This is a genomic window from Stenotrophomonas sp. P2112 (assembly GCF_041897515.1).
Classification (GTDB): Bacteria; Pseudomonadota; Gammaproteobacteria; order Xanthomonadales; family Xanthomonadaceae; genus Stenotrophomonas; species Stenotrophomonas sepilia.
In genome coordinates this window covers 1,281,652-1,306,085 of record NZ_CP169216.1, presented here as the reverse complement: position 1 = coordinate 1,306,085, position 24,434 = coordinate 1,281,652, and the positions used below count along the sequence as shown (strand labels likewise).

General features: G+C 62.9%; 14 protein-coding genes. 3 read left to right on the top strand and 11 right to left on the bottom strand.

Annotated features, from left to right (window positions below; all coding sequences use genetic code 11):
- Position 1: 1 nt before the first annotated feature.
- The 4 genes from ACEPA4_RS06070 to ACEPA4_RS06055 all read right to left on the bottom strand — a co-directional run bounded on the left by ACEPA4_RS06070 (position 2) and on the right by ACEPA4_RS06055 (position 2,781).
- On the bottom strand, positions 2–547 hold the full coding sequence (locus ACEPA4_RS06070; RefSeq protein WP_139726898.1) for a hypothetical protein: 546 nt from the start codon (positions 545–547) through the stop codon (positions 2–4).
- Positions 548–722: 175 nt separating this feature from the next.
- A complete protein-coding gene (locus tag ACEPA4_RS06065; protein WP_374083020.1) occupies positions 723–1,808 on the bottom strand; it encodes a VENN motif pre-toxin domain-containing protein in 1,086 nt (361 codons plus the stop codon).
- Between the two features lie 29 nt (positions 1,809–1,837).
- Entirely contained in the window at positions 1,838–2,209 is a 372-nt protein-coding gene (locus ACEPA4_RS06060) for a hypothetical protein (RefSeq protein ID WP_050562685.1), read from the bottom strand.
- The gene (locus tag ACEPA4_RS06055; protein WP_139726896.1) at positions 2,206–2,781 is read right to left on the bottom strand and encodes a hypothetical protein; all 576 of its coding nucleotides are present in this window, start codon (positions 2,779–2,781) and stop codon (positions 2,206–2,208) included. Before ACEPA4_RS06055 ends, ACEPA4_RS06060 begins: the two co-directional genes overlap by 4 nt.
- Before the next feature lie 139 nt (positions 2,782–2,920).
- Here ACEPA4_RS06055 and ACEPA4_RS06050 point away from each other — a divergent pair, with 139 nt between their 5' ends.
- Entirely contained in the window at positions 2,921–3,235 is a 315-nt protein-coding gene (locus ACEPA4_RS06050; RefSeq protein ID WP_139726895.1) for a hypothetical protein, read from the top strand.
- Between the two features lie 466 nt (positions 3,236–3,701).
- Here the strand turns inward: ACEPA4_RS06050 and ACEPA4_RS06045 are convergent, their stop codons facing one another.
- From ACEPA4_RS06045 to ACEPA4_RS06015, 7 genes are all read right to left on the bottom strand, one after another.
- Positions 3,702–4,244, bottom strand: coding sequence for a hypothetical protein (locus ACEPA4_RS06045; protein ID WP_155761151.1), 543 nt, complete (start codon positions 4,242–4,244; stop codon positions 3,702–3,704).
- Positions 4,245–4,410: 166 nt separating this feature from the next.
- The gene (locus ACEPA4_RS06040; RefSeq protein WP_155761185.1) at positions 4,411–4,878 is read right to left on the bottom strand and encodes a hypothetical protein; all 468 of its coding nucleotides are present in this window, start codon (positions 4,876–4,878) and stop codon (positions 4,411–4,413) included.
- A complete protein-coding gene (locus ACEPA4_RS06035) occupies positions 4,865–5,644 on the bottom strand; it encodes a hypothetical protein (protein ID WP_262090906.1) in 780 nt (259 codons plus the stop codon). Before ACEPA4_RS06035 ends, ACEPA4_RS06040 begins: the two co-directional genes overlap by 14 nt.
- Positions 5,645–5,697: 53 nt before the next feature.
- Positions 5,698–6,153 carry a hemagglutinin repeat-containing protein gene (locus ACEPA4_RS06030; RefSeq protein WP_065186722.1) on the bottom strand — a complete coding sequence of 152 codons (456 nt, stop codon included), beginning with the start codon at positions 6,151–6,153 and terminating at the stop codon, positions 5,698–5,700.
- 95 nt (positions 6,154–6,248) lie between these two features.
- A complete protein-coding gene (locus ACEPA4_RS06025) occupies positions 6,249–6,713 on the bottom strand; it encodes a hypothetical protein (RefSeq protein WP_196769553.1) in 465 nt (154 codons plus the stop codon).
- 14 nt (positions 6,714–6,727) lie between these two features.
- Positions 6,728–19,147, bottom strand: coding sequence for a hemagglutinin repeat-containing protein (locus ACEPA4_RS06020; protein ID WP_374083019.1), 12,420 nt, complete (start codon positions 19,145–19,147; stop codon positions 6,728–6,730).
- 21 nt (positions 19,148–19,168) lie between these two features.
- Positions 19,169–20,857, bottom strand: a complete 1,689-nt coding sequence (locus ACEPA4_RS06015; protein WP_374083018.1) for a ShlB/FhaC/HecB family hemolysin secretion/activation protein — start codon at positions 20,855–20,857, stop codon at positions 19,169–19,171.
- Positions 20,858–21,279: 422 nt separating this feature from the next.
- Between ACEPA4_RS06015 and ACEPA4_RS06010 the strand changes: the two genes are divergently transcribed.
- Both ACEPA4_RS06010 and mutS read left to right on the top strand, forming a co-directional pair.
- Entirely contained in the window at positions 21,280–21,672 is a 393-nt protein-coding gene (locus ACEPA4_RS06010; RefSeq protein ID WP_053498144.1) for a barstar family protein, read from the top strand.
- 133 nt (positions 21,673–21,805) lie between these two features.
- Positions 21,806–24,397, top strand: coding sequence for a DNA mismatch repair protein MutS (mutS, locus tag ACEPA4_RS06005; RefSeq protein ID WP_164092665.1), 2,592 nt, complete (start codon positions 21,806–21,808; stop codon positions 24,395–24,397).
- The last annotated feature ends 37 nt before the right edge of the window (positions 24,398–24,434 follow it).

Genomic DNA, 24,434 nt, shown 5'->3' with positions numbered 1-24,434 from the left:
TTCAATCATCATAGGCTGCCAAGAAAGCTCTTGCGGCCTTCTCAAGATCGCCCCCATCCACGGCCCACGCCTGCAAATCACGAACCGAAATCAATCCCTCACCAAGATTCGAAATGAACTCATGTGTCTGGATCGAATCTCTAACTGCAAGGACACCCAACTCCTCGTAAACACTTTCAAAGCCGATCCAACGCCCCTCCAGATCCCCAAAGATAACTGGATATCCTAGGTCCATCAAATTATTTTCATAAGCATCAGCGACCGAATCACATGCCCGCTCGACGCAAGAACTATCAATCACCAAAAATGAATTCAAATCAGACGATCGAGAGAATTTTACAAAAATACCTGGACCAAAAGTTCTTGATGAACTTTCAATCAAATTTGACATAACTTCATCATTCAACAGAGCTGGCCTCTCAAAGAACCTGAAGCGCCAGCCAGACCTCCTAAAAACCATTTGAGGAAGATCCATTTCAAGATCGACTAGGCGAGAAACGAATCCCGCCACCTTTTCTTTTATTTCAAATAGATAATCATTTTCCATTTTCATTCCCGATGACACAAATCTTCAGAACAGGCTTTTTCTGGCCAGAAATGGTAAGCGATGCAGATGGAACACCATCCGAAGAAGACTTCGGATAGAACCTGTAGATATTATCCCCTTTCTGTAAAACGGTCACGGCCCCATCCTTGGAAACAGTCCTGGAATATCCATTACCCTAAAGAGTTCGGATCGCATCACCAACGGAAACGTTTGTTTGCGTCTGATCCGCACTATACCTGGTCTGACCCTTTGAGAATTTGACATCGGTCAGAAGTGGATTTTCCCAAAATGCCATAACCTTGGGCTGAGGAACGCCTCCCCCACTGCTGCCGGGTCCTTTGTCGCCCCACTCCGAGAGCTTGTTGATTTCGGGCCGAAGGCGACCGCAGCTCCAGCCACATCCCATGCAATGGATCCAATTTGATTGGTTAGGGAAATTGTCTCCGGACTTGCCCCCCCCGTGCGAAGAAAGCACGCTGGGCATTGCAAAGACAGGACCCAACACCGCCATTTCCAGACGATTCCTGTCTGCAAGGCGCATGCCCGCTGGAATTCCGCCAACCAAGGCACCAACCCAATCGTTCTCTCTCAGAAGCGATACGTCCCGAGCGAAAATCGAACCATAGTCTGGCGATTTTCCACTCTCACGAATAACTGCTAGAGCAATGATCTCATCATACGCGACGGTTCCGGGCTTCAGATTAAACAGCACAGATCTCTCGTCTTCAGACAGATACGAGAGATAGCGATCTTTCATTTCCCGACTTTGACCTTGACTGACATCTACCCAACGATCCTCAACCTCACGGCGGCAGACATCATCCTTGCCGCACTTCGCCCTTTCAGTATCTTTGGCAGTTCGTTGCTCAAATGAAAGGTAGTTATTCTCAACCGAGTTCTTGGCAATCCCCGCATTCAACGCGATCCCGGCCAGATCCTGCCCTGACAACCCACTCGCCAGTGCACCAACCGCCTGCGACAACGCCAGCACCATCTCCTTCTGCTCCGGGCTCAGCCTGGAAGGATCTCCCCCGGTCAACGTACTGGTCAGTACACTCGCGGCCAACTCGCCGCCAGCCGCGGAGACCGCTCCGGTTCCCGCGCTGCCACCATTGGCTTCCGCCAACAGCGCACCCGACACCGCATGCGACAGCAATTGCAGAGTCGCATTGGGATAGCTGCCGTGGTTCGGGTCCAGCTTGCTGCCAATGAAGTAAGCGGCATTTGGCGCCAGCGCACCAACTATTCCTGCGCGCCTCAAATTGGACCCAACAAAGAGACGACATGGCCCTAGCTACTAACTCCCCAGCCGTCACCCTCATAAGATAGTGGCGGGGCGTACTCCCCATCCCGAATCACCGGACACCACCCCATGCTGGCATAGAAGAACTGCAGATCAATAACATCATAGAGACCCAAACTCACCGGCCGAATCGTGATAAGCCCTCTCGCATAATGAGAGTACTTCCCGCCGGCGCCCGCAACCGCCCGCAGCGCCAGCTCCCGACGATCCCACTCCTCCATAACACCTGTGACTTCAGGGCTGCTGTCGAAAATGACCACCTCAAAGCAATCAGCCACTTTACACAAGCACGGAATTCGCTCCTGATTTATCAGACCCTCAGAAGCAAGATTATCTGGAAAGCTAACCCTCAATTTCATTTTTGCACTCCCCTCGGAACTACAACATCACCTGAGAAATTTCTCTCGAACGTGGACAATGCACTGAAGTACTGAACACCATGAGGATCTCGAATAGCTACAACCTTGACACCGGCGCGCTCTGTCACACCATCGACCACGACAAAATGGGAGAACGTGGAACCTCCACTTGGCAGGATCGCAAGATAAGCAGCCATCTCTTCGGTCTTCGTCATGACCGACGATTGATCGATAGCACCCTGCATGTAGATGTCAGGGTGAAGAGATGATACATAGCCCCGCATCAAGCTCAACGTCGAAGATAGACCCTCCAAAGTTGCCTCGAGGTTTCGCCGACTCTCGTCCATGAACCATCGATCGAGACCCTTGTCCATCACCTCTCCGACGGCTGTCATACCCGAAGCGAGGGCGACATTTTGAAGCTGACGATAAGCAAATTCTGCGTCCGCTCCCGGCGTGGGTCCAGCGACCCTATCCTCAACCGCAACACCGTACTGTTCCCAGTATTGATCGACACGAGTCGCCCACTCGTGCTTCCAGTCGTCCTCTGAAGTAGCTGGAGAGGAGCGCATGCTCAGCTCAACAGCAGCACCGTACGCAAGCAGCTCACGGTCGCGTTATACGTTCAACTCGTCATACGCACGTGTCACAGAGTCCTTGCAGGCTCGGACATCGCCCCCTTCTCCATCACACGCGGCCCGCTCGGACTCCATGAGTTCGATTTCCTGCCTGCCCAGCCAGTTGCCCGCATGGGTGCTGGCAATCACCCCGCCCACCAGGGTTCACGTGGCCGGCATCGACATGGTAGCCGCCATTGCCGGCAAACAGGCCGCTCTGCTGGCCAACACCCTGATAGCTGCCGCTGGCCTTGCCTGCGCTGGCATACCCGTCGGCATTCCACGCGGTACCGAACGACACCTGCGCATACGGATTGCCCCCTTCCCCACATCCTCACCAGCCGGTCTCACCGGCAGCCATCGCCACAGCTATCAGCGCGAAGCGCCCGGCTGTGATGGTGAGGCGTAGCAATCATCATGACTCAACCTTAGCCCAGCGTTCGATGACTTCGTTCAAGGGCCTGATTGGCGTACGACCTCCCCAAAGACGCCTTGGCGTGCTTCGCCAGCTTGCTGTCGAACATCCCTCCTAACAAGCGTAGACCAGGAGAGATGTATCGTTGGTTCAAGCACCAACTCAGCCCTGGATAGGCCCAACCCAGGAATAAATTCAATACGCAAACCGGACCTTCCATTATTTTCAAATATCGAAATAGAATTCACACCCTCCGATGAGATAACAGAAACACCCCCCCCATCAATAGAGATCAAAGCCTGAAAAGACCGCATTACCAAGCTAAAGGAGAACTCAACCTCAACCTGCCCCTCCGAGCCTGCCCTGTAAACAAACAGGCCAATCTCCGGATCCACTTTAAAAGGCTCAAGCCCAAACCTATCAAGAAACTCCTCCCGCGCAGGATACTTCATAGACCACCTTATTTATCTAGATCGCATGCAATCCACAGCCAAGAAATCTCGAAAGACTCAAGCTCCTTCAATGTAATGAATCGAAGCCTTTCACCCCTCAAAGCCGAACCATTCAAGAATTCGCCATAGCCGCATACATCACACTGAAATGCGGGCGTAAAACTGATCAACCCCATATATGCCCGCATATACGCCTCCCCGCAGCGGAAACACACCCTGTCAATCTCGACGGCGACCAACTCCTCCATCAGATCTCTGACAAACTGCGCGACACCGTCATCACTTGCGTTTCTCAACTGGGTCGCACGCAAATACACGCGCCCAACATCCGCTTCCCCGATCTCTGCGAATGGATATTCATCCAATCGACCGTCCATGTTCACCATCAAGTCAAAGCCATAGCTTAGGAAGGGTTCTCTGCGAACCTCGCCTTCGCATTCCATAACCCATTTGATCAGTGCCTCAAGAACACCCCTCGCACCCGAATTATTATTTACACCCGAAAGACCTGAAATCAGCCCATCCCTCAAAATTTCCGACAAGCGAGCCATCACTCTCCGCCCTTTGCTAGAAACGTTGCACTCAAGCCCCGCCGCCTTATCTCTAAATAATTTAATGAATAAGTTTCCCCACCCATCAGTGAAAATATCCCAATCACTCTTCCAATATTACCCCCTTCAACTCCTATCGCCATCAGAGAAGCAACCACCCAAAACCCTATACCCCAACCTTTCGAACCGAATCCGTCCACTCAACCCATACAGAGGAATCACTCAGACAACCGGAATCACTTAGAGGTGACATTAGACGCCCAATAACTTCGAGCAACGGAAGATCCTCACCAGATCGATCAAAAATACCCTCAAGGAATACCAGCATCACTGAGAATGCATCGAGCAACGTTAAACGCCCGCCTGACGAATTCATTTGCGCGCTACAGAATTCAGAACTAAGCGCATTTCCAGCGACGGCAACCTCTGCAAATGCGTCGCGCCAGTCATCCCACATTGCCGGATCGTTAGGCAAGCCATTCGCCCACAAAAATGAGCTCGCGGAAGATAATAGATCAACGAGAGTGTCCTGCCCACCCCCTCTCTCCATATACTTTCGCAAGAAAACGCACATCAGCACATATGCAGCCTGAGTAGAAATTTCACCTGAATCTTTCGCATCAGTAACATTCATTTCGTAACCTTTTTTGAACCGGCTTTACCGGCGACGCAAATCCATAATCCTGATGATAAGGCAGCGGATTTTTATTTACCCCACCATTAACCACCACCCCCTTACTAACCCGAACCCATACCTGGGTTCCCTCTGACTGAGTTGAAGAAGACCACCTCACACCGAACTTGTCCACCCCATTGATTGCCGCCGGATCATTGGCAACACGGAGGAGAAGCTCTCTGTTTGCAGGAGTATCGGGCAGGTGACCTCTATCATCTCTAAACATGTGGTCAATTCGCCCCTCATCGATAACCACTCTATCTGCGGTAGCAACCCCCTTTACTCGCAGAACATTAGAGAATTTATTTCCAGATCTTGCGATCAATGCCAGATATGCCTGCGCCTTCTCGACCTCGGTAAGAACAGCCCCTTGGTCCACCATCGCCTGAATGTCGATCGATGGGTACTTAGACGTAACCAAACCACTAATCAGATCAAACTGTGCAGCGACCCCATCACGCATCTTTGCCGCGTCTGCTGCCACCATATCCATGTACCACGAACTAATCCCCTGCTCGGCAATAGAGGAGATGGCGGTCAAGCTGCTCGCAAGTGCCTGACCACGCAACTCACGGAACGCATAGGAAGCGTCGGCACCTGGAGTTGGTCCCGCTATGCGGTCTTCTACGGAAACACCTGGATAGCGCAGCTGCCAGTAGGCGTCGATCCGCGCTGCAAACTCGCGCTTCCAGTCGTCTTCTGAAGTTGCTGGATAGGACCGCATACTCAGCTCAACAGCAGCACCATGCGCAAGCAATACGCGATCGCGCTCTGCGTTCAGCTCGTCATACGCACGAGTAACAGAGCCCTTACAGGCTTGGTCATCTCCCCCTTGCCACCGCACGCGGCCCGCTCGGACTCCATGAGCGCGATTTCCTGCCTGCTGAGCCAGTTGTTCTCAACCGAATTCTTGGCAATGTCCTGCAGCGATTCGATGGTCAGCGTGCCGCCGGTCTTGACGTCGATGCGGTCAGCCGTGGCGGTCGCGCCGCGCAACGTGGTGTCACCCTCGGCCTTCATCGAGATGTTCTTGCCGGTCAGCGTGGTGTTCTGCCAGGTGCTGCTCTCGGCATTGGCCTTGCTGCTGCCAACACTGGCTTCGGCGTACACGTACACGCCGTACCCGCCATTGCCGGCGAACAGGTCGCTCTGCTGGTCAACACTCTGATAGCTGCCATTGGCCTTGTCTGCACTGGCGTAACCGTCTGCATTCTCGATTATGCTGAACGACACTTGCGCGTACTGATGGAGGCAGCGCTACCTCAACAGTCTCGACGCGAACATTTGGTTCAGTTCGGGCGGATTCAACAGGCCCGCGCAGACAGCAATCATCGACAGTGGCGTAGTCGCTCGAGAACCTCCTCCCGAGCAGGAAAGCGTGAAATGTACTCACCATCAATCTCAGAAAGCCCACCACGCCACTGGAAAACTCTGTTACCCGGCATGAAAACCGACACAAGATTTACCAATAGAATCTCGTCAATTTCACCACCATCATCATCCATTTCAATACTGAGCAACGCCCCCCCCTCTACCACCAAGGAAAGCCCCTGCGCCACCAAGTATTCTGCGACTGCCCCACCCCTCAATATTTCAATTCTGATCCACGGCTCAACCTCCGACTTCCGACTCCACTCAGCATTGATCTCCCACTTATTCACCTTCAAATCAATAAAACTACATTCATTCAAACTTTCGTGATCTTGAAAGTATGAAATCGGAACTTCACCCCACGCCTGACAGACGAGAGATTCCCTCTCAGGAATTACCCCTTCAGCGACCAGCACAACCACATATCTAGTTCCCATCACATATTTCCCGTTTCCTGAAGACGTCGCAGCCCCTTTTCGGCGTTTTTAACCAACTGATCCCTCGCTGATTGCGGCAATCGCTTGAATGCTTTGTCTATCTGCGGGGCTAGCGGCAATGAAAGGTCTGGACGGAAGTCTACGATTGAGTCCTTGCCCCCGCCGGATTGTATTTGAAGCTTACCATTGGGCTCGATATCCACTCGCAACAACCTCTTTCGGCCACCAATAACAGCCTCAACTGGCTGGCCAATGGTCTCGCTCGCCTTGATTACACCCTTGGTTCCGGAAACAGCCGAACCCATGCCGGGGCTTTTGATGCCCCAGCTGCCCCGCAATGCTCCCAATCCCCTATCTGCCCCTCGTGACAAGATCGCAAGGTAAGCAGCCATCTCTTCGGTCTTCGTCATGACCGACGATTGATCGATGGCACCCTGCATGTAGATGTCAGGGTGAAGAGATGATACATAGCCCCGCATCAAGCTCAATGTCGAAGAAAGACCCTCCAAAGTTGCCTCGAGGTTTCGCCGACTCTTGTCCATAAACCATCGATCGAGACCCTTGTCCATGATCTCTCCGACGGCTGTCATAGCCGAAGCGAGGGCGTCATTTTTAAGCTGACGATAAGCAAATGCTGCGTCCGCTCCCGGCGTGGGTCCAGCGACCCTGTCCTCAACCGCAACACCGTACTGTTCCCAGTATCGATCGACACGAGTCGCCCACTCGTGCTTCCAGTCGTCCTCTGAAGTCGCTGGATAGGAGCGCATACTCAGCTCAACAGCAGCACCGTACGCAAGCAGCTCACGATCTCGCTCTGCGTTCAGCTCGTCATACGCACGTGTCACGGAGTCCTTACAGGCTTGGACATCTCCCCCCTTACCGCCACACGCGGCCCGCTCGGACTCCATGAGTGCGATTTCCTGCTTACTAAGCCAGTTGTTCTCAACCGAATTCTTGGCAATCCCCGCATTCAACGCGATCCCAGCCAGATCCTGCCCCGACAACCCGCCCGCCAGAGCTCCCACCGCCTGTGACAGCGCCAGCACTGTTTCCCTTTCCTGTGGGCTGAGGTTCGAAGGGTCCCCGCCGAACAACTTGTCCGTCAGGAACTTCGCCGCCAACTCACCACCACCGGCCGCCAACGCCCCACTCCCCGCCTTGCCACCATTGGCCTCTGCCAACAGCGCGCCCAGCAGCGCGTGCGACAGCATCTGCATGGCCTCGCTAGGTACAGCACTCTGCTTGTTCGGGTCAAACGTCTTGCCGATCAGTTCAGCCGCATACGGCGCCAGCGCGTTGGAACCCAGCTGACCCAGTCCCAGCCCTTCAACACCACCGACCAACGCGCTGGTCACTGCGCCGAGCGCGCGGCCATAGACGCCATCCGGGGCCCACTTTTGCTGGGTAGCGAGCGCATCGGGGTAGGTTGCATCGAACGCGACCAGGCGCTTGAACTGCTCATCGGGAAGAAGCGCGTCGAATGCCCGTTTCTCTTCGGGACTCATCGGCTCCCGATACTTGTCCGTGATCTTCTTCGCATCCGCACTGCCAATATCCCAGGCAATCTGCTGGCTGGTGGCCATCACCGTCCCCGCCGCAGCCGCCATCGCCTGCTGGTCAGCCAGCAACTTGTTCGCGTCCGGCAATGCATCCAGCGCACGATGCGCTCCACTGGCGTCGGTGTTGATGCCCAGCTCGGCCGCCGACGTCTGCTTGCCACCGATGGTGATGTTGCCCTCGGTCAAGGTGGCAAGGGTGGAGCTGCTGTCGCTGCCCTTCTCCATCATCGGCAGGCCCGGACCACCTCGCGGTGCGGCGGTTCCCGGCTTGGGCGCCCAGCCATCCATCTGCCCGCCCGCACCACCACTGATGCTGCCGGAGCTGGCCGTGTAGTTCATGTGGTTCTGCAGGTCGGTGAACGTCAGCGAGCCCGCAGTCAGTTCACTGTTGCCCGCATGAGTGCTGGCAATCGCGCCGCCCACCAGGTTCACGTGGCCGGCATCGACGTGGTAGCCGCCATTGCCGGCAAACAGGCCGCTCTGCTGGCCGACACCCTGATAGCTGCCGCTGGCCTTGCCTGCGCTGGCATACCCGTCGGCATTCCACGCGGTACCGAACGACACCTGCACGCGACCGCCCACCTGGCTGTTCCTGGACATGCTCTCGGCGATGTCCTGCAACGACTCGATCGTCAGCGTGCCGCCGGTCTTGACGTCGATGCGATCAGCGGTCGCCGTGGCACCACGCAGCGTGGTATCGCCCTCGGCCTTCATCGAGATGTTCTTGCCGGTCAGCGTGGTGTTCTGCCACGTGCTGCTCTCGGCATTGGCCTTGCTGCTGCCAACACTGGCTTCGGCGTACACGTACACGCCGGTCTGCGCCCCTACCGAGACCCCCACGCCGACTTCGGCACCGGCATTGCTGCTCTTGCTGCGGTCGGCCACATGCGCCTTGCCTGCTTCCAGCAGGATGTCGCCGGCCGAATCCAGGCTGAGGGCGTTGCCTGCACTCAGATTGCCCTGCACCACGTGGATGTCGCCCTGGGTGCTGGTGAGGTTGACGTTGCCGCCGCCTTGGATGGTGGAGCCACGCGACACCCTGCTGCTGCCATCGGCACTGCTGTTGGCGGTCTTGAAGCCGATGCCTGCTTCAGCACGGAACAGTTCGCCACTGCCGCCACGGCCGGACAGTGCCGAGATCGCACTGGCTGCCTGGTACGCGTTGGCGCCCGCCGCCATGCCCTGCATCTTCTGCAGGCGATCATCCGACTGACGGGCCGCGTCCACGTTGTTGATCAGATCGATCAACGGCGACTTCACCCGCGCGAACACGCCGATCTTCAGGTCCTTGTCGCTCTGCGAGTAGTGGCCGATTTCGTCGGCGGTCAACAGCTCGATCTCGGCGGCGGTGATGTTCACGTCCTTGGCGGCCACCACGTTGCTGGCCGTCTGCGTGTACTTGCCTCCGGCGGTCAGGTTCACGCTGCCGCCCAGACTGCCGATGCTGCTGGCCACCTGTGACACCTGCGCGCTGTCGTCCTGGTGCTGCTCGCGGTGCCAGCCGGAGAACTTCTCGGTATCCGATATCTGTACCGTGCCGATCGCCTTGCTGTCGGACGTATTGGCGTTGCTGACCGTATCCTGCCCGCTGCGCACCAGCAGATCACCGGCGGCACGGATGCTGACGTCCTTCTCGGCGGCGATGTTGGCTGCGGTCAGGCTGATGTTGCCCTCGGTGGTGGCCATGCGCACGCCGCCGCCGACCGACAGCTGCGTGCCGGTGATGGTGTCACTGCTGCCGCTGCCCTGGCTCTGCGAGTTATTGGTACCGAACGGCAGGCCGCTGGTGTTGTTGGCAAAGCCCCAGCCCTTGCCACGGCTGCTGCTGTCGCTGCGCTCGGTGTTGTGGGCCACGTCGAACACGATGTTCTGGGTGGCCAGCAACACGGCGTTGCCCTCGGCAGACATCTGTGTGCCTTGGCTGAGGATTGAGCCGCCGTTGGCAATCAACGTGAGATCGCCGCCTGCAGCCAACTGGCTGACGCGGGCATCACTGGTCGAATGGCTCTGTTCGCTGTTGGTGCGCTGGCTGCCGGCAGTCACCACGGTCGACGTGGTGGCCGCGCGCAGGCCGGAGGCGGCGCCTTCAGCGGTGCGGGTGATCCGCCCCATCGCCGAGCCACTGTCGGCCATGCCGTCGGTGGTCGAATCGCGGGCGCTGCGGTAGGCCTTGGTCGGGTCGTAGGTCACGCCCACCGAGAAGCCGCTGGACTTGCTGGCCTGGCTGGATTGGTTGTCCGTGGTGTCCTGTCGCGCAAGCAGCGCAATGTCCTTGCCCACCAATGTCAGGTTCTCGCCTGCGGCGACATCCGACGCCTCGATCATCAGTGTGTTGCCAGGATTGATCAGCACATTGCCGTCGCGCGAGGCGATCGCCGATCCCACCTGGGTGGTGGACTGCTCGGCGCGGGTGCTGCTGTTCTTCGCGCTGCTGTAGCCGACCGATGCCACGCCGTTGCCGAAGCCCCCGGTAACGCCGGATTTCTTTTTGCTTTCGTTGGACTCACTGCTGTGATGGTCCTCGGCGGCAGTGATCAGCACATTGTTGCCAGCCCCCAGAATCACATTGCCGGTGGCATCGACCACCGCACCTACCGCAGTCAGATCGCGGCCAGCCGTGATGTTGATGCGCTCGCCCTGGATCGCCGTGCCGATGGCATAGCTGTCGCTGGCGTCGACGCTGCGCGTGGTGGTGGTGCTGGAGAGCGTCTTCTTTTTCTTGTCGTAGCTGTCCAGGCTGTAGTCGTGCGTCTCGTTTGCCGAGAGCAGGTTGACGTCGCGGCCAGCGGCAACGCTTACCGCGCCGTCATTGCTGTCGACCAGCGCAGCCGTCAGGTTCACGTCCCGGCCCGCGTTCAGCAGCAGATTGTCCCCGGCCTGCAATGTACTGCCACGCACCGTCTCATCACGCTGGCTGACCTGCAGCGAGCTGCGCTTGCCCGCGTTCGCAAAATCCCGGCTCTCGCTGTCCACCAGCGCCTGGCTGTTGATGTCCCCACCGGCCTGCAGCGCCAGACCGCCCGCCGCCTTGATCTGCGCGGCGGCCAGGTTGATGTCCTTGCCGGCGGCCAGCACCACGTCGCCAGCGCCCTGCACCGACGAGGCAGCGTGTGTCGTCTTGCTGCTGCGCTGGTGGTTGCGTTCATCGAAGGTGGCGTCGCGGCGCTCCTCCAGCGCAATCGCACCAACATCCAGAGTGCCGCCTGCGGCCAGCTGGGTCAGGCCGTCGGCGCCGGCGTTGCGGATCTGTGCGGCCTGCAGGCTGATGTCACCGCCAGCCACCACCGACAGCATGCCGTCGCCACTGGGGTTGGTCACATACAGACCAGCAACCCGATCAATGCGGTTGGTCTCGTACTGGTAGGTGCCACCGCCCTGCTGTGTCTCCACCGTGGAGGCCACCGTGACATTGCCCGCAGCCTTGACCGACAGCGCATCGGTGGCCGTCACGGCGGCACCGACAACACGGATGTCCTTGTCCGACGACAGCCCGACGTACTGGCCGGAAATGCTGCCGCCGAGGTGCTCGATGTTGCCGGCATCGATGGTCACCAGCTTGCGCCCGGCGATGTTGCCGGTGTTGACCAGGCCATTGCCCAGTTTGATATCGACATTGGCGCCGGCCAGCAGTGCACCGTTGCCGTCCAGGTCGCCCGGGCGCAGGCGCAGGTAGACCTGCGGCACCAGCGCGGTGGTGGTGCTGCCATCGGCCAGGGTGACGGTCTGCTCGACCAGCCAGACGATGTCGCTGGTCAGCTGTGCCATCTGCGCTTCGGTCAGCGCCACGCCGGGGCGAAGGCCCCATTCGCTGGCGACCGTGGCACCGGCCTCCAGCAGCGCGCGGTACTGCGCCTCGTCACTGGCGTAGCCGTCGAGGAAGCGGCGACCGGTCAGCTGGCCGATCTGCTCGCGCACCAGCTTCTGCTCGTAGTACCCATCACCCAGCCGCTTCTGCACGGTATCGGGCGAGTAGCCCATCTGGCCCAGCAGGTGGTCCGAGCTCAGCCAGGTCTTGTGGTCGGTAAAGCGCGGATCGGTCTCGACCAGGTAGTGGCCACCGTTGGGATTGACGTTGAACAGGCTGGCGCTCGGCACGCGCGTGTCCGGTGCACCCATCGCGATGCGATCCGGCGATCCTCCACTGGCTGCGACCACGCGCGGCCCGGACGTACCGGTGTTGCCGCTCACGCCGCCGACGCTGCTCCCTTGCTGGGTGCCGGCGGCATCGGCCGCCTGCGCCAGCGCGCGTTCGGCACCGGTGCCGGTGGACTGGCCCGGCCCCTGCGCACCGCCGTGGCCCGGCCCATCCGGCAGCGCTTTGGGACCCTGCACGTTGAGGTTGGCCATCGCCGAACCGTTCTGCACGTTCGGCGCGTTTCGCCCCTGGTTGAGGTTGCTCAGGTCACCGACGTCGATGCTCAACGAGCCGCCGCTGACAATGCTGCCGCCAATCTTACCGGTCACCTCGGAAATGGCCGGAGCACTCCAGGTCATCACATCCCCGCCGAAGGTGTGGCTGACGTTGGAGAACTGGTGCGTGCGATACAGCGTGGCCGCCAGGTTCTCCACCTTTGCCGCGCCGGTCAGGCCGATAATGTCCAGATCGCCGCCGGCGGCAATGCTGCCGTAGTGATTGCGCAGGTCATCGCTGCGGATGCGCATCGCACCGCCTGACCGGATGACCGCATCGGCACCGACGCTCGGCTGCAACACATCTTCGGTCACGGTGCGCGTGGCCAGGCGATACTGCTCGTTGGCACTGGTGGAGTTGCCGCCCGCAAACTGTGGGCTGGTCAGAATGCGGTCGGGATCGTAGTCCTTGTAGGTCCACAACTGCACGCAGTTGGTCGTACAGGTGCCATACGCTGACGAGTAGGTGAGCTTGTCATCGACGTAGCGGAATGCCGGCGAATCGGGATGCAGGGTGGCCAGCTCGGCAAACGGATCGTCGGCACCAGCGGCAACCTGGTCCGGATTGACCTGGTTGTCCTGGCGGCCGACGTAGTACATCACCACCGTGCCGTCCTGCACGTTCAGCCGCGCACGCTCACCCAGCGCGGCATACAGCCCACCGCGCCCGAAGAAGTAGGCACTGGTCTGCGCGGTCAGTCGTACCACCGCACGGTGCACGGTGAAGCCATCCGGCGTGATGTGCGGCGTGTCTTCCAGGATATCGGTCGGGTTGAGGTAGTACACCTCGTGCGCCGAATAGTGACTGGTGCTGCGAATGTCCTCGGTGCCATTCTTGCCGTTGCGCCACCAGGCGGGTCGATCCATGCGCACCGGAGCGTTCACGGTGGTGGTCTGTGTGATGACCACGTTCTCGCGGATGTTGTTGACCACCTGCGCATCGATGGACAGGTTGCCGGTGACGTCGATGACCGAGCTGATGTTGTCGATCCGCCCGGCAATGCCGCTGGCGATGCGATCGGCACTCAGCGTGCCGCCGATGGCAGCATCACCGCCGCTGTAGATCAGGCCCTTGCCGGTGTTCTGCAGCTCGCGCACGCCCAGGTCCAGGCGCTCGCGTGCAGCCACGGTGCCGACGCGGGTGGCACCACCGGCCTCTTCGGCGCGATTCTTCAGCACGCCGGTGGAGATCGCCACGCGATCACCGTAGATGCGCCCGGTGCCGAGATTGTCGATTTCGCCGGCCTCCAGGTGGGTCAGCGCGCCATCGATCAGGCCGCGGTTGGTCAGCTGGCCACGGGCATTGAGGTGGGTCGTGCCCTGGCTGGAGATCTCACCCGAGGCCGCATTGGTGATGTTCTGGGCGTTGAGGTCGAGGTTGCCACCGCGCACCACACCCTGGTTGTCGAGGTCGCCGGACAGGTTCAGCGACAGCGTGCCGTTGGCGATCCATTCGCCACGATGGCGCATGCCCTGCTGCAGGGTGAGGCCGAGGTCACGCTGCGCCTGCACCTGGCCGTCTTCGCTGAGCGCACGTGCCACCAGGGTCTGGCTGCCATCGGCGCGCAGCAGGCCACCGCTGTTGGCGACGTTGTCCGCGTGGCTGTCCAGGTTGCCGCCGGTGCTGATCACGCCGCCGGTGTTCTGCAGCTGGCCGTTGATCTGCAGCCGCGCACCGCCATCGGTGACGACCTGGCCCTGGCTGTTGTCCAGCCACTGTGCACCGAACTGCAGCTGGCCCGCCTGCAAGCCACGCGTGCCGTCGCCGCCACGGGTGTTGCGGTTGTCCATGCTGGCGGCCGTGAGGGTCAGCAGCTGGCCGGCAGCGATCGCGCCGTCAGCGTTGTCCAGGTGCCCGTCCAGGGTCAGGTCGAGGTTGCGCCCGGCCTGCACGCGCCCACTGGCATTGGCCAGGCTCGCCGCCTGCAGCGACAGATTCGCGGCGCTGGCAAGTGTTCCACCGGAACTGTTGTCGACGCGGGCCAGCAGCAAGCGCGCATCGCCTTGTGCATTGACTGCGCCGCCGCGGTTGTCCAGCACGCCACCATCCAGCTGCAGCTTCCCGGCCGCCAGCAATCCGCCGCTGCCGGCGGTGGCGCGGTTGTCGATGTCCTGCCCGGCCGTGTTGATGGCCAGGTCGGCCGCCGACTGCACGCGACCGCCCTGGTTGTCCATCTCGCCACTGCGAACGATCAGGTCGCCCTTCTGCGTGCCCAGCGTGCCGGCGCGGTTGTCCAGCCGCTGGCCGCGGGTATCGATGTCCAGCTGGCCGCCCAGCAGCGTGCCGCGCTGGTTGAGCAGGCCGTTGCCCTGCAACTGCAGCCGTTCGCCGGCCTGCATCGCGCCGTCGCTGTTGTCCACGGCTGCCGCCGTGGTCGCGCTCAGGTCCTTGCCAGCGACCAGGGTGCCGTGGCGGTTGTCGAGACTGCCGGCGCCCAGGGTCATCGTGCCGGTGCTGGACAGCAGCCCCTGCTCGCCATTGTCGAGACGACCCTCAACGCTCAGCACCAGCGCGCTGCCGCCCGCATGCACGGTGCCGCCCTGGTTGCCGAGGCTGGCCGCGGTGACCGTGCCGGCACCGCCGAGCAGGATGCGGCCCTTCTGGTTGTCCAGCGCCTGGCCGATCGCCAGCGTGGAGTGACCCGCGCCTGCACCCTGCAGCGTGCCCTGTGCATTGATCAGCTGCTGCGCGGTGACAGCCAGCGCGCCATTGCTGGCCAGCGAACCGCCGCGATTGTCCAGCACACCCTGTACGCGCAGGCGCAGCGCGTCTTCACCGGTTGCGGTGAGCGTGCCACCGGCGGTGGTCAGGGTATCGGCGGTGATGTCGACGCGGCGCGCCGAGGCGGTTGCCGCGGTCAGATCGAGGTTGGCGCCGTCCAGCGCGAAGCTGCCATTGCTGAGCACGCTGCCGCCGTTGCCCAGCAGGGTCTTCGCCGAGACCTGCAGCTGGCCGCTCCCCGCGTGCTGGATCCTGCCTGCACGGTTGTCCAGCACCTGTGCCAGCAGGGCCAGGTCGCCATTGCTGGCCAGCGTGCCACCGGCATTGCCCAGCGTCGTGGCCTTGATGCGACTGGCGCCTTCGCCGCTGGCGATGATGCGGCCACCGGCGTTGTCGAGCGTGGTTGCCTCAAGGTCGAGGCGATCGGCGCCCAGCGTCGCGTCACGATGATCCACGTCGCCAGCACGCAGGGTCAGCGTGGCCGAGGAGACCAGCGTGCCCTTGCTGCCGTCCAGGCGGCCGGTGGTGATGTCCAGGCCCTGGTTGCCGGCCTGGCGGATGCTGCCGCCACTGTTGTCCAGCCGTGCGGAAGTGACCGTCAGGCGATTGGCGTTGCTGGCGATCGTGCCTTCGTGGTTGTCCAGCGCAGCGACGATCTGCAGCGTGCTGTCAGCCGTTCCGGCACCGCTGAGCGTGCCCTTGCGGTTGATCAGTTCACCGGCCTGAACATCCAGCGCGCCGTTGCCGGCGATCGTGCCGCCGCTGTTGTCCAATGCCTGCGCCACACGCACTAGCAGCGCCTCGCTGCCAGTCGCACTGAGGCTGCCGCCGGCATTGTCCAGGCGCTGCGCATCGATGGCGGTGCGCTCGGCCTGGGTAACGCTGCCGGCGCCGAGCACAAGCTCGCCCCCTTCCAGCGTCAGCGACGACTGGCTGAGGATCCGGCCCGCCGCGCCCTGCAGGCTGTCGGCCCGGATCTGCAAGGTGCCTCTGCCCGCGTGTTCGATCGCGCCGCCGCGGTTGTCCAGGCGCGCTGCCTGCAGCTGCACATCACCAGTACCGGCCAATCGGCCACCGTTGCTGTTGTCCAGCAGCTCGCGGGCCAGCACCTGCAGCGCACCACTGCCTGCGGCCAGCACCTTGCCGCCCTGGTTGACCAGGCTGCCAACCTGCAGCTGCACCTGGCCATTTCCGGATATCGCGCCGCCCGTGTTGTCCAGGGAGTCGCGCACCGTCAGCGCCACACCCTGCGTGCCGGCCGACTGCAGCGTGCCCTTCTGGTTGTCGATGCGACCGGCGTCGATGCGCAGGCCGCCGTTGCCGACGATCTGGCCGCCCTGATTGTCGAACGCATCGCGCACGTCCAGCGCCAGCGCCGAGACACCCTGCGAGACGATCTGGCCCTGGCGGTTGCGCAGTGCCCCGGCGTGGATCTGCACACTCTGCGCCGATGTCGTGCCACCACTCACGTCCAGCTCGCCGCCGGACAGCACCAGCGCGCCGTTGCTGAGCAGACGCCCTTCGCTGCCACGCAACGTATCGGCCTGCACGCTCAGGATGCCGGTGCCAGCCTGCTGAACTAGGCCGTTGCTGTTGTCCAGCGTGGTCGCGACCAGTGCCAGATCGCCGTTGCCGGCCAACGTGCCGCGGGCACTGTTGTCCAGCGTCGTGGCCTTCACCGAACTGGCCCCGCTACCCAGCGACAGCAGGCTGCCGCCCCGGTTGTCCAGCGTCGCGGCCAGGATCTCGAACCCGGCCGCACTGAGCGAACCGTTGCGCAGATCGGCGTTGCCGACCAACCATTGCAGGCGGCCCAGGGTACTCAGTCGCCCACCGCTGCCGGCCCAGTCGCCCGTATCCAACGCGAGACCACCGCCACCGGCATGTTCGATGCGGCCTCCCGCATTGCCGACCTGGCCTGCGCGCAATGCAAGCCGCGTGGCATTGGTGGCCAGCAGGCCACCGTCGTTGTTGAACAGGCCCTGCACCGTCCACGACGATGCCGCCTTGCCGGCGTGGCGCAGTTCACCACCGCGGTTGTCGAGCGCCTGCGCATCCAGCGACAGGTCGCCGGCCACGCTCAGCGCACCCTTCTGGTTCGACAACAGGCCCACCTGCAGCGCGGCATCGCCATGCACCTGCAGCGTGCCGCCGTCATTGCGCAGCTCCCCCCCAGCCTGCAGCGCGCTCACGCCCAGGCGACCGCCGCTGTTGTCGAGACCGTTGCGTGCGGCCAGTGACACCGAGCCGCCGTTGCTGATGCTGCCGCCGTCGTTGTCCAGCGTACCGGCGATGGCGATCAGGCCCTCGGCCAGGGGCAGCTCCGGCGACGTCGGCGTGCCCGCCGAGCCCCCATTGCCGCCTCCGGTTCCCGGCGTTCCCGGCGTGCCGGTTCCGGGTGTTCCACCGCCATTGCCGGGCGACGCGCCGCTGCCAGCGCTGCTCCCGTTACCACTTGATGCCATGGCATCCAGTGCACCCAACAGGCCATTGCTACGGTTGCTGGCTGCGTCGGCCTTGAGTGCCAGCGCTTGCACACCGGTCTGTTCAATGGCGCCGCCATGGTTGCGCAACCCCTGCGCCTGCAGCTGCAGGCGCTGTGCATTGAGCGTGCCGTTGCTGTTGTCCAGCGTGCCACCGGCGGTGATCGCAACTTCGCGCGTGGCGGCGATGGTGCCGCCATTGGCAAGATCGCCACCGGCCTGCACGCGCACGTTCTGCCGCGACTGCAGGGCGCCGGTGTTTTGCAGCCGGCCATCCACCGTCACCACCAGCTCGCCGGCCTGTGCGCCAATGCTGCCGGCATTGCGCACGCCCACGCCGTGCTCATTGCCGACCAGCCAGATCTTGTTGGCGAACATGCCGCCCAGCGCACCAACGTCCAGCGCGAAGGCCGGCGCCTCGCCGCTGGCCGCGGTCGCACTGGCCTGGCTGTGGTCGGCACTGACCACGTTGTTGCCCAGCGTCGCCTGCAACTGATTGGCCCAGATGCCGGCGTTGACCTGCAACGAACGGGTGATCAGGTCGGTGTAATCGGCACGGCTGGTGTCCAGGCCATCGCCATCGATCTGGATCGCGCCCCCTGTGACGCGGTAGCCCTCAAGTGCGCCTGCACCCGTGAACATCGGCGTGCCGGTGGTCAGGGTCACCCGGCTGGCATTGAGGAAACCGCCGCCATTGACCTGGATGCCGGCCGGGTTGGCAATGATCACCTCGGCGCGCTGCCCGGCCACTTCCACATAGCCGTTGAGCCGGCTGGCCCGACCATTCACTTCATTGAGGATGACCCGTGCACTGCCGGTGGCAAGCCACGGGTTGCCCTGCACCCAGCCGCCCAGCTGCGTCTGCACCTGGCCGCGGGCGTTGTTGAGGATGACGCCATCGCGGCCCACGTCGAACTGCGAATAGCGGTTGCGCGACACACCCGCTGCCGACGGCGTGGTGATGTTCACCATCGGCACGCCATTGGGTGCCGTCACCATCGTCGGCCGTTCACGGCCCGGCGCATTTGGATCGGAAATGATGCGCGCATCGGACTGCGCCAGCGCAGGCGTTCCCAGGCTGACCCAGCCCAGTGAGCACATCAGTGCGAAGCCCAGCCGCGACAGCGCAGCGCTCTGCCGGCCCGGCACTTGGCCGACCAGGCCACCGCCGCCCTTCACCAGCTCCGAAGCCACCTGCCAGACGCGCAGCGCGCGGTTGAAAACCAGACGATAGATAGTGTTCATGTCACGTGTCCCTGTGGCAGATCAGTAGCGCCAGGCCAGGCTGAAGCCGAATGTGGTGTAGTCGGTGGGGAAATGGGCGGGTTTGCACAGCGCCGAACCCACGAAGCCATCCCAGGAAAGCTGCTGCCAGCCGCCGCGCAGGCCCAGTGCCATGCCGGCCAGGTCATGGCCGGACTGCCACTGCGCGGATGGGCCGCCGATGCGGCCGTAGTCGGCAGCCACGTAGAACTCCTGGCCGCCACCGATACCGAGCGAAAGATCGTTGCGCAGCGACCAGCCACGCTCGCCGCTGAGCGAGCTTTCACCGTCGAAACCGCGCACGGTATAGCGGCCACCGATGGCGAAGCGATCCTGCGGCGAGAGTGGCGTGCGGTTCCACTGCGCCCGCCATGCGGCGGTGTAGCGCAGGCGCTGCCTGCCCAGCTGGAACGGCACGCTGAACTGCGCGTCGGCAGTGATCAGCTTCATCCGCGAGGTGCCTTCCAGCGGCAACGTCGGGTCCCACAACTGCGCCATCTCTTCCGGCGAACGCAGTGCGTGGAAGGCGCCCGTGCCACGCCGGTAGGCCACGCTGGTATCGAGCGTGGCAGTGCCGATGAACTGCTTGTGGGTCAGGCCCAGTTCCCAGCCAGCGGTGCGGCGGCGCTGCACTTCGATCTCGGTATCGTCGATGTAGTTCTTCGACTCGCGCTGCCAGCCGCGTGCGTAGGCACTGAACTTGATCTTGGCATTGCGCAGCAGCAGCCGGTCCACCCGCGCTTCGGCGTTGCGGCTGCGGCCACTGTACTCGTAGCGTTCAAAGGCACCGACCACGTTCTGGCTGTAGTCGTAGGCGCTGGCAGTAGCACCGAACAGCCAGTAGCCGTAGGGCACGTCGTAGTGCGCGGTCCAGCTGTCGGTGTCCTTGCCGCGGCCGTTGAACACGCCACGGCCCGCACTGACGTAGAACAGCTCGTTCAGGCCCAGCGGATTATCCAGCGACAGCGTCGCGTTGGCCTGCAGCTTGCCGGTGCCGCGGCTGCCGGCATCGTCCAGGGTGACGCTGGCGCGCACCGGCGAGCGCTGCGTCCAGTCGATCTGCAGGTCGCTCTGGCCCGGCGCCGCGCCCTCGCCGTCGGCCGGCGCGATCTTGATGTCGGCGCTGACGGTGGGCACGCGCTGCAGGTTCTCCAGGCCCTGCTCGATGTCACGCAGGTTGAGCAGGCCGCCGCTGCGGATCGGCAGTGCATTGGCGAGGGCCGGATGCCGTCCCTGCGGATCGGAGAACACGGCCTCGCGGAACCGGCCCGGCACCACCGACAACGCCAGCGTGCCCTGGTTGAGGTCCTGCGGTGCCGACAGCACGCGAGTGGTGACATAGCCACGGGCGATGATCGCGTTCTGCACACGCTTCATCACCACGTTGATGCCTTCGGTTCCCAGGCAACGGCCAGTGGCCGGATCGTCCGTCGGGTCGGCCGCCGCCAGTGCCCAACCGAAGCGCTGGCTGTCTTCGCCTTCCAGCACGATGCGATCGATGCGTACGCACGGGTGCTCCTGCGCCGGCAGGCGGTCGCTCTCCTTCTGCGCGTCCCGCTCCAGGCGGACGTCGGGACGTTGTTCCTGCTGCTCGCGCAGCACGCGTTCGCGCTCCTGCTGCCGCAGCAGTTCCTGCGCGGCGGGATCACCGGCCTGCTGGGCGGTCGCCGGCCATGCGGCAACGGCGAGCATCAACGACCAACCACGATGGAGCCTCGGCCCCGGGTGCTTCTTCCCTGTTTCCACGCTACGTTCCATTCGAAATCGTCCTGCCAGCCGCGGTGCTGCAGGAACGTGAACCGAGGCTGCGCCACCATGGACAGCCACGGCATCGCGCGACAGGCGCAATGCCGCAGTACAGATCGGCCGGCGCGGGAGTTTCTGAAGGATGAATTTCCGCAGGGCGCGCGTCAGCCCGGTGCAAGGGCTCGCGGCAAAGCGTTGGCAGGTTGCGGAACGAGCGTTCGCCTCGTGCCTGCAAAGCGGCGCATGCGGCTGCACGACAGCCGTGCAGCGAAGTGCAGCCGCGAAGTATGCGGTGCACGGCCCACGCCCGCAAAGCGAATCCGTTCAGCCGCACACACCCTGCGCGCGGGTCACGCTACAGTCGGCGCATGACCATCGTCCTACAGATTGAAGGCGCCGCCATCGATGACATCGCCAGCCTGTACGCGGAGATCAACCGCGTGTTCATGGCTGGCGAGGCGTGGCAGCTCGGGCCAAGCCTTGATGCGCTGGACGACCTGCTGCATGGCAGTTATGGCGCGTTGGCCGGCCAGGCGCAGGCCACGCTGATCTGGCGCGATATTGCCCACAGCCGCACGGCCCTGGGCATGGAGACCACCCGCCAATGGCTGCAGGCAAAGCTGGACACACCGGGCAGCTTCAACACGCAGGCCATTGCCCACCAGCTGCAGGCCCTGCAACGGGGCGAAGGCCCGACCTACTTCGAGATCGTCATGGAGATTTTCACCAGCCACCGGCAGATCACGCTGGTCCCGGCCTGACTCCTTTACGTGCCGTACCGGCCTGCCACCGGTGGCGGCAGCCCTGCGCCCCAGCAGTTACCATGGACGGCCCTGTACCCGCTCCGCTGCGGCCGCCCTCCGGCGCGGCCGGATGCCCAGATCCACGAGTCCCATGTCCAAAGACAAGTCCGCCGAACACACCCCGCTGATGAAGCAATTCTTCGCAGCCAAGTCCGAGTACCCGGACCTGCTGCTGTTCTTCCGCATGGGCGACTTCTACGAGCTGTTCTACGACGATGCGCGCAAGGCCGCGCGCCTGCTCGACATCACCCTGACCCAGCGTGGCAGCTCCGGCGGCGCACCGATTCCGATGGCCGGCGTGCCGGTGCATGCCTACGAGGGCTACCTGGCACGGCTGGTGGCGCTGGGCGAGTCAGTGGCGATCTGCGAGCAGATCGGTGACCCGGCGCTGGCCAAGGGCCTGGTCGAACGCAAGGTGGTGCGCATCGTCACCCCCGGAACCGTCACCGACGAAGCGCTGCTGGACGAGCGCCGTGACACCCTGCTGATGGCGCTGTCGCGCACGAAGCAGGGCTACGGCCTGGCCTGGGCCGACCTGGCCGGTGGCCGCTTCCTGGTCAACGAAGTGGAAACCGACGATGCGCTGGAAGCCGAACTGGCCCGACTGGAGCCGGCCGAGCTACTGGTGCCCGACGAAGAAAACTGGCCGGAATTCCTGCGCCAGCGCACCGGCGTGCGCCGCCGTGCGCCGTGGCTGTTCGATGCCGACAGTGGCCGCCGCCAGCTGCTGAACTTCTTCAAGCTGCATGACCTGAGCGGCTTCGGCATCGATGACAAGCCACGTGCGACCGCTGCCGCAGGTGCCCTGCTCGGCTATGTCGAGGAAACCCAGAAGCAGCGCCTGCCGCACCTGACTTCGATCGCGATGGAAACCGCTGGCGAGGCGATCGCGATGAATGCCGCCACCCGTCGCCACCTGGAACTGGATACGCGCGTCGACGGCGATACCCGCAATACCCTGCTGGGCGTGCTCGACAGCACGGTGACGCCGATGGGCGGCCGCCTGCTGCGGCGCTGGCTGCACCGCCCGCTGCGCCTGCGCGAGGTGCTGGTGCAGCGCCACCATGCGGTGGAAACCCTGATCGATCGCGGCAGCGACGCCGACATCCGCGAACAGTTCCGCCGCCTAGGCGACCTGGAACGCATCCTCACCCGCGTCGCGCTGCGCTCGGCGCGCCCGCGCGATTTTTCCACCCTGCGTGATGGCCTGGGGCTGCTGCCCGCCGTGCGCGAGGTGCTGGCGCCACTGGACTCGCCGCGCCTGCAGGCCCTGCACGCCGCGCTGGGCGAGCATGACGCGTGCGCGCAGCTGCTGGCCAGCGCCATTGCCGAAATGCCGCCACTGAAGCTGAGCGACGGCGGCGTGCTGGCCGAGGGCTTCGATGAAGAGCTGGACGAGCTGCGCCGCCTGTCCACCCATGCTGACCAGTTCCTGGTCGATCTGGAACAGCGCGAACGCGAAAGCAGCGGCATTCCCACCCTGAAGGTGGGCTACAACCGCGTGCACGGCTACTACATCGAGATCAGCAAGGGCCAGTCCGACCGTGCGCCGGTGCACTACACCCGCCGCCAGACGCTGACCAATGCCGAGCGCTACATCACCGAAGAACTGAAGGCGTTCGAAGACAAGGTGCTGTCCGCGCGCGACCGTTCGTTGTCGCGCGAGAAATACCTGTACGAGCAGCTGCTGGACACCCTCGGCGAACAGCTGGAACCGTTGAAGCAGTGCGCCGCTGCGCTGAGCGAACTGGACGTGCTGGCCGCCTTCGCCGAGCGCGCGCAGGCGCTGGACTGGTCGCGGCCGGAACTGGAAACGGCACCGTGCCTGAAGATCGAGCGTGGCCGCCATCCGGTGGTCGAAGCGGTGCGTGAGCAGCCGTTCGAACCGAACGACCTGGACCTGCATCCCGACCGTCGCATGCTGGTCATCACCGGCCCGAACATGGGCGGTAAATCGACCTACATGCGGCAGAACGCGCTGATCGTGCTGCTGGCCCACATCGGCAGCTTCGTGCCGGCCAGCCGTGCGGTTATCGGTCCGATCGACCGCATCCTGACCCGCATCGGCGCCGGTGACGACCTCGCCCGCGGGCAGTCGACCTTCATGGTCGAGATGGCCGAGACCAGCTACATCCTGCATCACGCCACCGCCCATTCGCTGGTGCTGATGGACGAGATCGGCCGCGGCACCTCCACCTACGACGGCCTGGCGCTGGCCGATGCGGTCGCACGTCACCTGGCCTACCAGAACCGCTGCTATACGCTGTTCGCGACCCACTACTTCGAGCTGACCGCGCTGGCCGACGAACAACACGAGGGCGGCCGCAGCGGCATTGCCAACGTGCACCTGGATGCCGTCGAGCACGGTGAAGCGCTGGTGTTCATGCACGCGGTGAAGGACGGTCCGGCCAACCGCAGCTTCGGCCTGCAGGTGGCCGCACTGGCCGGCCTGCCGCGCACTACCGTGGCGCAGGCACGGCGGCGCCTGGCCGAGCTGGAGCAGCGCGGCGGTGAAAGCCATGCCGCCGAGCTGGCGCCGCAGGCATTGGATGCGCCGCAGCAGTTCGGCCTGTTCAGCGCCCCGGCCAGCAAGGCGCAGGAAGCGCTGGCGGCGATCGACCCGGACGAACTGACGCCCAAGCAGGCGCTGGAAGCCCTGTACCGGTTGAAAGCGCTGCTGTGACTGCAACGCATAGAGACGGCCTCCGGCTGCCATGCAG

Coding starts and splice junctions, on each gene's coding strand:
- ACEPA4_RS06070 (WP_139726898.1), bottom strand. CDS start 547: ATGGAAAATGATTATCTATTTGAAATAAAAGAAAAGGTGGCGGGATTC.
- ACEPA4_RS06060 (WP_050562685.1), bottom strand. CDS start 2,209: ATGAAATTGAGGGTTAGCTTTCCAGATAATCTTGCTTCTGAGGGTCTG.
- ACEPA4_RS06055 (WP_139726896.1), bottom strand. CDS start 2,781: ATGCGCTCCTCTCCAGCTACTTCAGAGGACGACTGGAAGCACGAGTGG.
- ACEPA4_RS06050 (WP_139726895.1), top strand. CDS start 2,921: ATGAGTTCGATTTCCTGCCTGCCCAGCCAGTTGCCCGCATGGGTGCTG.
- ACEPA4_RS06045 (WP_155761151.1), bottom strand. CDS start 4,244: ATGGCTCGCTTGTCGGAAATTTTGAGGGATGGGCTGATTTCAGGTCTT.
- ACEPA4_RS06040 (WP_155761185.1), bottom strand. CDS start 4,878: ATGAATGTTACTGATGCGAAAGATTCAGGTGAAATTTCTACTCAGGCT.
- ACEPA4_RS06035 (WP_262090906.1), bottom strand. CDS start 5,644: ATGCGGTCCTATCCAGCAACTTCAGAAGACGACTGGAAGCGCGAGTTT.
- ACEPA4_RS06020 (WP_374083019.1), bottom strand. CDS start 19,147: ATGAACACTATCTATCGTCTGGTTTTCAACCGCGCGCTGCGCGTCTGG.
- ACEPA4_RS06015 (WP_374083018.1), bottom strand. CDS start 20,857: ATGCTCGCCGTTGCCGCATGGCCGGCGACCGCCCAGCAGGCCGGTGAT.
- ACEPA4_RS06010 (WP_053498144.1), top strand. CDS start 21,280: ATGACCATCGTCCTACAGATTGAAGGCGCCGCCATCGATGACATCGCC.
- mutS (WP_164092665.1), top strand. CDS start 21,806: ATGTCCAAAGACAAGTCCGCCGAACACACCCCGCTGATGAAGCAATTC.